Origin of the sequence: Pseudomonas sp. PGPPP1, assembly GCF_002255865.1 — a bacterium.
GTDB classification, from domain to species: Bacteria; Pseudomonadota; Gammaproteobacteria; order Pseudomonadales; family Pseudomonadaceae; genus Aquipseudomonas; species Aquipseudomonas cremoris.
This window is the reverse complement of record NZ_NKIG01000001.1, coordinates 432,440-445,215: the sequence shown is the minus strand read 5'-3', so window position 1 is coordinate 445,215 and position 12,776 is coordinate 432,440. Positions and strand designations below refer to the sequence as shown.

Below are 12,776 nucleotides of genomic sequence, written 5' to 3'. Positions count from 1 at the left end.
TGTGTGGGAGCGGGCTTGCTCGCGAAAGCGGTGTGTCAGCCAATTCATTCGGGTCTGACACTCCGTATTCGCGAGCAAGCCCGCTCCCACAGTTGATCTTCATTGCGTTGAGGTCAGTGCTCCAGCGCATACCGCCGGCAATGGTTGAGGTAACCCTGCTCATGGCTACCCACCAACTGCACCACACTCGTCCATAACCAGGACGGCGCATCCAGTTGCTTGGAGCGATTCTCCTGCAGCACCGCCATCCAGTCCTTGCGCGCATCCCGGTCCATCTGCCGGGCATGGGCAATGCCGACCACGCGGGCCAGGTAACCGGCGGCGTGCATCGCATCGATCTCACTCAGTTCGTCGAGTTCCAGTTTCATGTCCTGGGGCAACAGCTCACGGATGAAGAAACCATGATCCAAAAACCGCGTCGCTACCATGCGCTCGCCCAGTCCCGGTGACAGCTGCCGTGCGCCTTCCACCACCCGACGGCCGTTATCCCTCGGCATCTTCGCCCGTGCCGCGCGAGGTGCGGCCGCGCCTACCGCCTCTTTGATATCGATCAAGCAATACTCCTGATCGTCCTTGTCGCCCACGCCCAGCAAGGCGGCATAGCGCAACAGCCCCAGCGAGCTACAGCCCTTGACCCAATAGGCCGAGTCCAGCAGTTCGACCTTGGCGTCCTTGGGGCGGCCTTTGAGGGAGGTGACCAACTGATGGAGTTCATCCGATGCACACACGGTTTCCAGCGCGTTTTTTTCCGCCCGCGACAACGACCAGAAATGCTTGCCCAGCGGAATCGTCGGGCGCGCGCTTTCGATACGCTCGCGGGCCAGGTTTTTCCAGGTGCGCTCCACCGCGCTGCGCATGCCGGCCTTGACCTGGGACGGACGCGGCGGCGCGGCGTCGGGCTTGTCTTTAAAGGCCTGCTCGTAACCCACCATCATTTCTTCAAGCATGCGCGCGGTGGTCACCCCAGGCAGATCCGAGCCGCGTGCGGCAGTGGCCAGGGACAATGCCAGGCGCACCAAGTCGTGGGCCGGGTTGCCGATTACCGTCTGGTCCAGGTCGCGGATATGCATGTCGATACGCCCCTTGGTATCACCCGTCGGGCCCAGGTTGCCCGCGTGGCAGTCGCCACAGATCCAGATCGCCGGGCCATGGGGCAAACGGCGACCCGGCAGGCTGTGCAGCCATTCGTAGAACTGCACAGTGCTGCCACGCACGTAGGCGTGGGCCGAACGTGCCATTTTCAAGTTGCGCAATTGCGTGAGGTGGGGAATACGAGCGGAGGGGCGCGGGCTTTTCATGAATGCACTCGGATGGGGGATACGGTAGAGGGTAGCCCGCGGCGAATGTTTCATTTTGTTTCAAGAATAAAAATGTCAGCCCTGCCCTGCCGCTTCTTTCAGCCAGCCCTTGAACGCCAGCATCGCCGACGTCTCGGCCCTCGATTGCAGGCGGGTCAACCAGTAGCTACCCGTGGTTATACCGATGTCGAACGGCTGACGTATCACGTCCCCTTCCAACTGTCGCGAGAACATCATCGCGGGCGCCAAGGCCACGCCAGTGCCCTGCAGCGCCGCTTCCATCATCGCCAATGACGAATCAAACACGATGCTGCGGGGCACCAGGGTATCGGCGGGCAAGCCTGCAGCCTGGAACCACAGGTTCCATTCATCGGCGCGGTAGGAGCGCAGCAAGGTGTGCTTTAACAGGTCGGCAGGTACGCGCAGTTGCTCTGCGATTGGCGGCACACACAGTACGGTGAGCGGAGCCTCTAGCAATTGACAGGCGTCAGTGCCGTGCCAGGCACCGCTGCCGAAGCGAATCGCGTAGTCCAGGCCTTCGGCGGCCACGTCCACGCGGTTGTTATGGGTGGACAGACGCAGGTCTATGAACGGGTAGCGGCCTTGAAAATCCGCCAGGCGTGGCAACAGCCAACCCACTGCAAAGGTACCCACCGCCCCCACTGAAAGCACTTCGCGGTAATGCCCACCCTCGAACTGGCCCAAGGTATGAGCGATGCGGTCGAAGGACTCACGCAGCACCGGCAGCAGCGTTTCGCCCTCGCGGGTCAACATCAGGCCACGGGGCAGGCGCTTGAATAAGGTGACATTCAGTTGCGCCTCGAGGCTCTTTACCTGATGGCTCACCGCCGCCTGGGTGACGCACAACTCGATGGCCGCCCGAGTAAAGCTCAAGTGGCGCGCCGAGGCCTCGAAGGCGCGCAAGGCATTCAAGGGCAAATGTGAGCGCAGCATGCTTGTACCCAAATTTTTCTAATGGCTGGTGCGAGATATGATCGTTTGTCCAAAGGGCAAAATCCACCTAGATTTGCGACGCCAGCGCAGGCCCCAATCGTCAGTTCCTTATCAACATGGATGCGAACAACCATGAACTCCAATGTAAGAAAATTCCTGTTTTGTGCCTTGTTCTTAAGCTCCGGAACCTGCCTGGCTGCCACCGACCTGCGCCAGGTCGTAGACGCCAACGTCAAACCGCTGATGCAGCAACAGGGCATCGCCGGCCTGTCGGTGGCGGTGGTAAACAAGGGCAAGGTGCAATACTTTAACTACGGCGTCGCCGACAAGGCCAACCAACTGCCCGTCACGCAGGACACGCTGTTCGAGATCGGCTCAGTGAGTAAAACCTACACGGCCACGCTCGGTGGCTACGCCCAGGCGAGCGGCAAGCTCAAGCTGTCGGACATCGCCAGTGAGCACCTTTCAGCGCTCAAGGGCAGCGCCTTTGACCGTATCAGCCTGCTGCAATTGGCCACCTACACACCGGGGGGCTTGCCGCTGCAATTTCCCGACGCCGCCGACAGCGCCGCGACCATGCTCGACTACTTCCAGCACTGGAAACCCGCCTACGCACCCGGTGCACAACGCGTGTATTCCAACCCGAGCATCGGCCTGTTTGGCTACCTCAGCGCACAAAGCCTGGGCCAGCCATTCAATGTGGCGATCGAACAAACCCTACTGCCCAAACTGGGCTTGAAGAGTACGTACCTGAACGTGCCCGCCGACCAGGCCAACCGCTACGCCCAAGGCTATGACAAAGACCAGAACCCTGTTCGCGTCGGCCCCGGTGCGCTGGACAGCGAGGCCTACGGTATCAAGACCAGCCCCCAGGACCTGGCGCGCTACGTGATGCTCAACCTGCACCCGCAAACCCTGGAGAGCCCCCTGCAACAAGCCATCGCTACCACGCACACCGGTTACTACCGCGTGAACGGCATGACCCAAGGCCTGGGCTGGGAGTACTACCCCTACCCGATCAAGCTGCAAGCGTTGATCGACGGCAACTCCACGCCGATGGCGATGGAACCGCACAAGGTGCAATGGCTCACGCCGGCACAACCGCAACCGGCCAACGTGCTGTACAACAAGACCGGCTCAACCCGTGGTTTTGGCGCCTATGTTGCGTATGTGCCAAGCAAGGACATGGGGGTCGTGATTCTGGCGAACAAAAATTACCCGAATGCGGAGCGGGTGAAGATCGCCCATAAGATTCTGGAAGCGCTGGGCCAGTGAGCGAACGTCGAGCCGCGGGGTGGTGAAACGCCCCGCTTTGATGACCACCTTGATGCCCGATAGCGCCTAAGCTCAACAGTCACCTTGCCAGAGGAGACTGCCATGCACTTAGAAGGATCCTGCCACTGCGGCGCCGTCACATTCAGCCTGACCAGCGCCCACCCCTATCCCTACCAACGCTGCTACTGCTCCATCTGCCGCAAGACTCAGGGCGGGGGTGGTTATGCGATCAACCTGGCCGGCGACACTGCCAGCTTGAAGGTGCGTGGGCGCAAACAGATTTCGATCTACCACGCCCGGCTCAAGCCGGACGGCGCCAGCCGAGCCCACGCCAGCACCGCCGAGCGACACTTCTGCGCCCAGTGCGGCAGCGCCTTGTGGTTGTTCAGCCCGGAGTGGCCGGAGCTGATTCACCCGTTCGCCTCGGCCATTGACACGCCGTTGCCGGTGCCGCCGGAGCACACGCACTTGATGCTCGGTTCCAAGGCGCCATGGGTTGAGGTCAGCGTACGCAAAGGCGATTTGCAGTTCGACGAATACCCCGAGGAGTCCATCGCCCAGTGGCATACGCGGCTGGGCCTCAGCCGTTAACAGTCTTTGACAGTTTCCCGACAAAGCTGTCAAAGACCCCCAGGGCCCCCATCCCTAACATTTGAGCATCCAAATCGCCTTCCGGGTGCTCTTCATGTTTCGTACATTGCGCGGTATTCCGCTAGTGGGTTGCCTGCTGGGCAGCATCGGTTGCCATGTTCAACCGTCTGCCCCGCCGCCGATTTCCAAGGGTGATTACGGCGCGATCATCCGTTACCTGCAGGCGCGTATTCCCCAGGAGATCGCACGGCAAAATGTCGCCGGGCTTTCCATTGCCTTGGTCAACGGCCAGGAACTGATCTGGGCCCAAGGCTTCGGTCTGGCCGACAAGGCCCATGGCGTGCCGGTAACGCCCAACACAGCGTTTCGCGCCGGCGGCATCACCAAGCTGCTGACCGCCACGGCGGCGCTGCAACGGGTGGAAGACCACGACCTGGCACTGGATGCCCCGATCCAATACACGCTGCGCGAGTTCTACGTGCGCTCGCGCTTCCACAGTGACCAGGCAACTGCCGACGGCGATATCACGTTGCGCCGGCTGCTCAGCCATCAATCGGGCTTGCCCAGCGAACACCTGCGCGACCTGCGCAGCACCTTTGCCATGGGCCAGATGCCGACGCGTGTATCGGGCGTCTGGCTAAGCACCGCGCCCGGCAGCCAGGTGGCTTACTCCAACCTGGGCTATGCCTTGGTCGGCGCAGCGATTGAGCGCACCACCGGAAGAAACTTCGAAGCCCAGATGCAACGCAGCCTGCTGCAACCACTGGAAATGACCCAATCGAGCTTTGTTGGCACAAGCAGCGAACTGGGCTACCGCGCCACGGGCTACGAAGACGGCGCTGCCAGTACCGACGCGCAGGTGCGTGACCTCGCCGCCAGTGGTTTGTGGACGAGCCCAAGAGACCTCAGCCGCTACGTGCAGATGCTCTTCGCCCACGGGGTCTACAAGGGCAATCGGGTGCTGGGTAACCCGTTGATCGAGGACATGTTCACCCAGCAAAACACCGGTAACGCCCTGGACTTCGACTGCCAGATAGGCCTGGCCTGGTTTCTGGCACCCTGTGGCGACGAGCCGATCGGTCCCGGAATTCGCACCTACCAACACAGCGGCGGTGGCGATGATTTTGCAGCGCAGCTGACTGTACTGCCTGACCAACAACTGGCCGTGATCATCATGGCCAACGACAGCAACGCCGAAGACCTGGTGGTCTCGCTGTCCACCGACGCCCTGCGCCTGATGCTCCAGGCACAAACCGGCGAGCAGGTGTGCGCCGACGACTGCCAGGCGCCGAGCCTGGGCCTGAAGCTGCGCCATGTGCCCGCTGCGATCGACCGCCGGCGCCTCTCTGGTTTTTACGCCACCGCGTGGGGCGTGTTCCGCATCAAGGATGAAAACGATCGGTTATCCGGCGAGTTGGCCGGCCTTCAATTCCAATTGCTGCGCGACGACCAAGGCTGGCTGCGCGCGCAGAAAAAAATCTTCGGCTTCTGGCTCAAGGACCTCGGCGAACTGGGCCGTGTGCAACTGGACGTGGTCACCGTACACGGCCGACAAATGCTCACCGCCCGCAGCCATGGCCAGCGCATCGCCATTGGCGAACGCGTGGAACCGCCGACCCTGCCGCTGGCCTGGGCAGACACCATCGGCACCTATCAAGTGCTCAACACCCATGAACCCGATGCGCCGCTGAGCGGCATCAGTGTGCGCCTGGAGGACGGCTTCCTGATGATTCGCGGCCAACTGCACGATGAGCCGCTGACCGACTACATCTTGCTGCCTATCGATAACGCTCATGCGGTGCTCGCCGGCAACGGCTATGGCCTGGGCGACACCGTGAGCCGGCAGGTCAATGGGCTCAGTGCCTCCGGCTATTCCTTCAAACGTACGCAATCCCCCCACAAACCTTTGTTTTTTTAAAATGGACGAACACCTTTATGCGCTCTAGAAACCTTTGCCTGTCGCTCACCTCGCTGTGCCTGCTGGCCAGTGCCGAACGCGCACTGGCCGAAGACTGGCAGTACAGCCTCAAGGCCGGTGTCGGCAACGCACCGCGCTACAGCGGTAGCGACGAACGCATGACCGCACCATTGCTGGGCGGCAAAATTGTCAGCCCCTGGGGGATTTTCCTCGACTCCAGCAAAGGACTCGGCTGGGGCTACGAAGGCGACGCGCTGAGCTTCAGCACCTACGTGGGCGTAAGCGGTTCACGCAAGGATAAAAATGAAAGCATGCATGCCGGCTCAAAACGCCTCAAGGGCATGGGCGAGATCAAGGCGCGCGGACAGGTAGGCGTCAATGCCAGTTACAACTTGGGTGGGGTGATTGTCGGCGCAACCCTGGAACACGCCCTCAAGGACGATGACCATAAGGAAAACGGCAAGGCGTTTACCCACGTCGAACTGAGCCTGGGCACTAACCTGTATGAAGGCAACTACGGGTCCATCGACGCCAGCCTCACCAGCCATTTTGGCGACCGCAACTACCTGCAGACCTGGTACGGCGTTACCACCGGCCAGGCCGCGCAAAGCCGCTTCAAGGAATACAAGGCCGGTGCCGGCAACATCAGCAATGGCATGAACCTGGTGTGGAGCCTGCCGATCAGCGAACACACCCAGTTCTCGACCTTGCTGGATGTGCAGTACCTGGCGGACGAAGCAGGCAAGAGCCCGATTGTAGAGCGACGGTTGCAGACGTCGGTGATGGGAATGGTGGAGTACACGTTCTAATCTGGTAACCCTGTGGGAGCTGGCTTGCCTACGATTGCGGTGTATCTGTCAACATATGCATTGACTAATCCACCGCAATCGCAGGCAAGCCAGCTCCCACACTTTGAACTGACCACCTTCGAGCGAGTTATTCGGCATACGCCCACGTCATGCGAAACGACGCCCCGCCCCACTCCGAATCCAACACTTCCACTTGCCCGCCATGCCACTGACTGACGCGCTGCACCAGCGCCAGGCCCAGGCCAAAACCGCCTGTGCGGCGATCACGGCTGGCATCCAGGCGCATGAAGGGCTCGAAGATCTTTGCCCGGCCGTCCAACGGTACGCCAGGGCCATCATCATTGACCCGCACTTCGTAGCCGCTGCCGAATTTGACCAGCGACACTTCCACACGGCGTTCGGCGTAACGGATGGCATTGCGCAGCAGGTTGATGACGGCGCGCGCCATGAAACGGGGTTCGATCTGGATAAAATCGACCTCGCAAGTGCGCAACGACAACTGCACGCCGGCGGCCTCGGCTTCCAGCGCCACACTGCCGATCACGCTGTCGAGCCAGCTGTGGGCCTCGATACTTTCCCGGGTCACCTGGGTCGCGCCGCGCTCCAGGCTGGCGTAAGTCAGCAGTTCGGAAACCATTTCTTCCAGCTCGCCGAGGTCGGCGTACATATCGGAAATCAGCTCGCGGCTTTGGCGTGGGTCAGCCTGTTGCTTGAGCTGGTCGAGCTCAAACGACAAACGCGCAATCGGCGTGCGCAGTTCGTGGGAGACGGCGTTGGTCAATTCGCGCTGGTTGGCGATCAGGCTTTCGATGCGCTCAGCCATCTGGTTGAAGTGCCCGGCCAATTCACGCACGGTGGAGCGGCGTGGCAACAGGATGCGTGAACCGAGATCGTTGTCGCCAAAGCGTTGCGCGGCCAGGCGGATATGTTCCAGGTCGCGCCAATGCGGGCGCACCCAGAAATACAGGACGATAGCCAAGCTCACACCGAGAAACCCGTAGGCCCACAAGTACAGCCACTTGGGTTCTTCCGGGAGTTTGATTTCCAGCAGTTGCGGGCCATCATCGATGGTGGCCAGGAACTCCATGAAGTCGCCTCGCACCACCAGTTGGCCGTCTGCCAGGAGTTTTTGCTCACGCGGGCTCAACGCCAGTGCGTCACGCTGTACCAACTGCAAGCGCAAGCCGTAATGGGGTTGCAACTCGGCCAGGCGTGCGGCGCGCGCCTCCCCCTGCAACGGGCGCAATTGCTCAACCAGACCATAGGCCGGGCCGCGCACCGCTTCGCGGTTATAGACTTCGTTGGCCTCGGGGAGCAGTTCGTCAAAGGTGTAGTTGACCAGCCAGATCGCGCCCGCCAAACCCAGCGCCAGGATCACATACAGGCGCAAAAATAACCGCAGCATCTAGACCTCCCACGCAAACGGATTAAACAGGTAGCCTTTGCCCCAGATGGTCTTGATGCACACCGGCTCACGAGGATTGTCGTTGAGCTTGCCGCGCAGCTTGCTGATATACACGTCGACGCTGCGGTTGAGGCCATCAAACGCAATGCCGCGCATGCGATTGAGGATATCGTCGCGGGAGAGGATTTTTCCCGAACTGCTGGCCAGCAACCACAGCAGTTCGAACTCCATGGTGGTGAGGTCGATTTTTTCACCGCCCAGGCTCACCACGCGGCAACTGCGATCTATCGACAACCGGCCAAATTCCAGCGAGCCGCGCACGGTCGGCTCGGGCACCTGGCGGCGTTGCAAGGCGCGCAGACGTGCGAGCAGTACCGGCGGCTTGATGGGTTTGATCACATAGTCGTCGGCACCCGACTCCAGGCCCAGGATGTGGTCGAGGTCATCTTCCTTGGCAGTGAGAATCACAATGGGGGTGTCGGACACGTTACGAATTTCGCGGCACACATGCAGGCCGCTCTGACCGGGCAACATCAGGTCGAGCACGACGATTTTTGGCTTGAAGTCGAGAAACGCGGCCAAGGCTTCGTCGCCCCGGTGCACCACCCTCACCTCGAAACCGTGTTGTGACAAAAAGTGCGCGATCAGCCCTGCCAGCTTTTCGTCGTCCTCGACGAGCAAGACCTTGCCCAGACCCAGGTTTTCCATAATTTCTCAGTGTGGATGCATGAATTGAAGTGTGGGCATTATAGGTGGCAAGCTGATAGCAGACGCGGTCTGCCGATACGGCACGACGAAGCTTCATGCTTTTAAGAGTTTTTAACAATTAGCCTGCAATTTTAACGCCATTCACAGGGAGTTGTATGCGCAAGGATTACCTGGCGTTCTTCGTTTCGCTGTTCCTGTCACGGCTGGCGGATCAGATCCTGCTGTTTATCGTACCGCTGATCGTGTTTCAGACCACCCAGAGTGTTTCCTGGGCCGGTTTGGCTTTTTTTGTCGAGTCGCTGCCACGCTTCCTGGCGTTCCCGGTGTGCGGCGCATTGTGCGACAAGTACCCTGCGGTGCGCGTGCTGCACATCAGCCAGGTCTACCGTGCACTGGCTTGTGTGATCGCGGTGTTGCTGTACGGCGTGTTCGACGGGGTCTACTGGATCGTGCTGCTCTCGGCGCTGTGCGGGGTCTTGACTACCCAGGGCATCATGGCCCGCGAAGTGCTGATGCCGCATGTCTTTCAGCAGTACAGCTATGCCAAGACCTTGTCCTATTCGCAGATTGCCGACCAGAGCGGCTTGGTGCTGGGCCCGCTGGCGGCGGCACTGATACTGGAAGTGTGGCCGTGGCATTGGGTGGTCGTGGGGGTGGCCGGGCTGTTTGTGCTGGCCGACCTGGCGATGCGGGTATGGCAGCGCACCTGCACGGTCAACCTGGAGGTGTTTGAGCAACATCGGGATATCTGGCTGCAGCCGTTGCGGGTCGCGTTCGGACACATTCGCAACCTGGCCGGGTTGAAACGCTTGATTGCGCTGACAGTGGGCGTGAACCTGATCATCGGTGTCACCCTGGCGACCTCCGCCGCCCTGGTCATCGGCCAGTTCAGCGCGGGCAAGGATGCCTACGCCTTGCTGCAAGCGGCGGGCGCGCTGGTGACCATCGTGATTCTGTTTTACCTGTCCCGTGCCACCCTGCCGTTGAAGCTGCTCGGTGGCGTATCTTATGGGTTGATTGCCGTCGGCGCGCTGATCATGGCGATCAGCACCAACCTGTGGGTTTACGCGCTGGGTTTCCTGCTGGTGATCGGCTTCGACAAGATGTACAGCGTGTACATGCGCAGCGTGCGTCAGAAGGTGATCCCGGTGCAGGACTTCGGCAAGACGGTGGGCGTGATCACGCTGCTCAACAACTTGCCGCAACCGCTGGCAGGCCTGGTGATTGCAGTGCTGGCCGCGCCATTGGGCACGCAAACGGTGATCCTGCTGCTGACCGGGATCACCGCGTTGATCGGCGTGGCCGTGGCGTCAGGCTGGCACGCCACTGTGAAAGCGGAACTCGACGTCGGGTGACTCGATCAGTTCCTGCTCGGCCGCCCTCACCCGCTCGATCACTTGGGCGATGTCTTTGGCGTCACCGTACTGGTAGGCCAGCTTCAAGTACCCCTGATAGTGCCGCGCCTCGCTTTTAAGCAGGCCAAAGTAGAACTTGCCGAGTTCTTCGTCCAAATGCGGCACCAGCGCTTCGAAACGCTCGCAACTGCGCGCTTCGATAAACGCGCCCACTACCAGCGTATCCACCAGCTTGACCGGCTCATGGGTGCGCACCACTTTGCGCAAACCCGAGGCGTAACGCCCGGCGTTCAGTTGGCGCAGCTCAACCTTGCGCTTTTTCATCAGGCGCATGACTTGTTCGTGGTGCACCAGTTCTTCACGGGCCAGGCGCGACATCATATTGATCAGGTCAACGTGGCTGTAGTACTTGGCGATCAGGCTCAAGGCGGTGCTGGCGGCTTTGAATTCACAGTTCTTGTGGTCGATCAGCAGGGTGTCCTGATCGGCCAGCGCGGCCTGGACCCAGGCGTCAGGGGTGCGGCAACCGAGGAATTCGTGGATTTCTGGCAGGTTCATCGGGCTCACGGGCAAAAGAATCACAAAAGGGCGCCGATTATACCGACCGCGCCGCAGACCACCAGCCACCGGCCTTGATGTGCATCAACATGCCGTCTGGCGGGCAGCAACTATAGTTGTTCAATGCCCCTACTTCCTGGAGATCCCGACTATGCAAGCTATCCGCAGCATCCTGGTGGTCATCGAGCCCGAGCATTCGGAAAGCCTGGCCCTCAAGCGCGCCAAGCTGATCGCCGGGGTCACGGGCGCGCACCTGCATTTGCTGGTGTGCGACAAGAAACATGAGCACTCAGCGCTGTTGAGCCTGCTCAAGGCAGGCTTGCAGGAGGACGGCTACAGCGTGACCACCGAGCAGGCCTGGAATGACAGCCTGCATGAAACCATCATCGATGTGCAGCAGGCCGAGGGCTGTGGCCTGGTGATCAAACAGCATTTCCCCGACAGCCCGCTGAAAAAAGCCCTGCTGACCCCGGCGGACTGGAAGCTGTTGCGCTACTGCCCGACGGCGGTGCTGCTGGTCAAGACCTCCACCCCATGGGCCGGCCGAGTGATCCTGGCCGCCATCGACGTGGGGAACAGCGACAGTGACCACCGGTCGCTGCACAACTCGATCATCGACCATGGCTTTGACATTGCCAGCCTGGCCAAGGCGCAACTGCATGTGATCAGCGCCCATCCGTCGCCGATGCTGTCGGCGGCGGACCCGACCTTTCAGCTCAAGGAGACCATCGAGGCGCGTTATCGCGAGCAGTGCCAGGCGTTCCAGGCGGAATTCGATGTGGACGACTCGCACCTGCACATCATGGAAGGCCCGGCGGACGTATTGATCCCGCATACGGTGCACCAGCTGGAGGCGGCGGTGACCATTATCGGCACGGTCGCGCGTACCGGGATTTCCGGGGCGTTGATCGGCAATACGGCGGAAGTGGTACTGGATGCGGTGGAGAGTGATGTGTTGGTGCTTAAGCCTCAGGCGTTGATGGATCACTTGGAAGAGCTGGCGAACAAACCCTGAAAGTGATGGAGATCAAAATGTGGGAGCGGGCTTGCTCGCGAATGCGGTGGTTCAGTCAACGTATCTGGAGACTGACACACCGCATTCGCGAGCAACCCCGCTCCCACATTTGCTCCGCGCGGTGTCAGGCACCAAATGCATCCTTTAGAAACCCCGGCGCGATGTAGCGCTGGTAATGCGCCTCGGACAAGATAAAGAACTCCCGATCAATCGCATCACGCAAATCTGGCAGCGCCCACTCACGAAACTCCGGCAACAGCACCATGCCATACGCTTCCAGATTAGAGATCACTCGCGCGCCCCGCGCGATCAACTGATAGGCCCAGCAGTACTCGGACTGGTGCGGCACGAAGCGAATCTTGCGCTGCTCCAGCTGCCCGCGCAGGGTCTTGGGGTCGAAAACCTCCACTTTACCGGCCATCACCTGCACCAACAGCTGCTCCAGGCGCAGCCAGACCGCACGTTTTTCTTCTTCGTTGTAGCCGTTCCACTGGATCACTTCGTGGTGGAAACGCTTGCAGCCACGGCACACGAGATCGCCGTAAACCGTGGAGCACAGGCCTACGCAGGGGGTCTTGATGGTTTGGTTGGACATGGGCAGCGACACGCAAATCAGCGAAACAATGCGCCATGTTAGCCCTTTGTCTAACCTTCATCACCCTGCAAACTTGGTTAGGCAACTTACCTTTAGAAATTTTTTGCCGTAGAATCATCCGGCCTTGTAAGGCGCCAATAATCCGCTGGAAGCTGTTTTCAAAGCGTCACGAGCACAGTCGTTCCTTCAGAACGGTGTTGGCGATGGTGTTGACCCGGTAGGTCAAAACCCTCGCCAACCCTCATCAGCTCCGTTCTGCAGGCGTAAAACTTTGAAAGCAGCTTCTGTGAGGAAT

The 12,776-nt window shown here is 60.4% G+C and carries 12 protein-coding genes; 6 read left to right on the top strand and 6 right to left on the bottom strand.

Features of this window, described 5'->3' with window-relative positions:
- Positions 1–113: 113 nt before the first annotated feature.
- Together CFE47_RS02025 and CFE47_RS02020 are read right to left on the bottom strand one after the other, a co-directional pair.
- Entirely contained in the window at positions 114–1,298 is a 1,185-nt protein-coding gene (locus tag CFE47_RS02025) for a DUF2252 domain-containing protein (RefSeq protein ID WP_286835264.1), read from the bottom strand.
- A gap of 75 nt (positions 1,299–1,373) precedes the next feature.
- On the bottom strand, positions 1,374–2,252 hold the full coding sequence (locus CFE47_RS02020) for a LysR family transcriptional regulator (RefSeq protein ID WP_286835263.1): 879 nt from the start codon (positions 2,250–2,252) through the stop codon (positions 1,374–1,376).
- A 132-nt stretch (positions 2,253–2,384) separates the two neighbouring features.
- Between CFE47_RS02020 and ampC the strand changes: the two genes are divergently transcribed.
- The 4 genes from ampC (at position 2,385) to CFE47_RS02000 (ending at position 6,845) form a co-directional block, all read left to right on the top strand.
- Complete coding sequence (ampC, locus tag CFE47_RS02015; RefSeq protein ID WP_286835262.1) at positions 2,385–3,527, top strand: class C beta-lactamase; 1,143 nt, start codon at positions 2,385–2,387, stop codon at positions 3,525–3,527.
- A gap of 102 nt (positions 3,528–3,629) precedes the next feature.
- Positions 3,630–4,118 carry a GFA family protein gene (locus tag CFE47_RS02010; RefSeq protein WP_286835261.1) on the top strand — a complete coding sequence of 163 codons (489 nt, stop codon included), beginning with the start codon at positions 3,630–3,632 and terminating at the stop codon, positions 4,116–4,118.
- 94 nt (positions 4,119–4,212) lie between these two features.
- The gene (locus tag CFE47_RS02005; protein WP_286835260.1) at positions 4,213–6,036 is read left to right on the top strand and encodes a serine hydrolase domain-containing protein; all 1,824 of its coding nucleotides are present in this window, start codon (positions 4,213–4,215) and stop codon (positions 6,034–6,036) included.
- Positions 6,037–6,053: 17 nt separating this feature from the next.
- Entirely contained in the window at positions 6,054–6,845 is a 792-nt protein-coding gene (locus tag CFE47_RS02000; protein ID WP_286835259.1) for a MipA/OmpV family protein, read from the top strand.
- A gap of 127 nt (positions 6,846–6,972) precedes the next feature.
- Here the strand turns inward: CFE47_RS02000 and CFE47_RS01995 are convergent, their stop codons facing one another.
- Positions 6,973–8,250 carry an ATP-binding protein gene (locus CFE47_RS01995; protein WP_286835258.1) on the bottom strand — a complete coding sequence of 426 codons (1,278 nt, stop codon included), beginning with the start codon at positions 8,248–8,250 and terminating at the stop codon, positions 6,973–6,975.
- Entirely contained in the window at positions 8,251–8,958 is a 708-nt protein-coding gene (locus CFE47_RS01990) for a response regulator (protein ID WP_286835257.1), read from the bottom strand.
- A 155-nt stretch (positions 8,959–9,113) separates the two neighbouring features.
- On the opposite strand from CFE47_RS01990, the gene CFE47_RS01985 reads away from it, so the two are divergent.
- On the top strand, positions 9,114–10,313 hold the full coding sequence (locus CFE47_RS01985) for an MFS transporter (RefSeq protein WP_286835256.1): 1,200 nt from the start codon (positions 9,114–9,116) through the stop codon (positions 10,311–10,313).
- On the opposite strand, the gene CFE47_RS01980 is transcribed toward CFE47_RS01985, so the two are convergent.
- Positions 10,269–10,871: a MiaE family protein gene (locus tag CFE47_RS01980; RefSeq protein WP_185705605.1), complete on the bottom strand. Its 603-nt coding sequence runs from the start codon at positions 10,869–10,871 to the stop codon at positions 10,269–10,271. The genes CFE47_RS01985 and CFE47_RS01980 overlap by 45 nt on opposite strands.
- A 151-nt stretch (positions 10,872–11,022) precedes the next feature.
- Here CFE47_RS01980 and uspL point away from each other — a divergent pair, with 151 nt between their 5' ends.
- Positions 11,023–11,886: a universal stress protein UspL gene (uspL, locus tag CFE47_RS01975; RefSeq protein ID WP_286835255.1), complete on the top strand. Its 864-nt coding sequence runs from the start codon at positions 11,023–11,025 to the stop codon at positions 11,884–11,886.
- A 124-nt stretch (positions 11,887–12,010) separates the two neighbouring features.
- Here uspL and CFE47_RS01970 read toward each other — a convergent pair whose 3' ends face one another.
- Positions 12,011–12,481: a DUF1289 domain-containing protein gene (locus tag CFE47_RS01970; protein WP_286835254.1), complete on the bottom strand. Its 471-nt coding sequence runs from the start codon at positions 12,479–12,481 to the stop codon at positions 12,011–12,013.
- Positions 12,482–12,776: the final 295 nt, after the last annotated feature.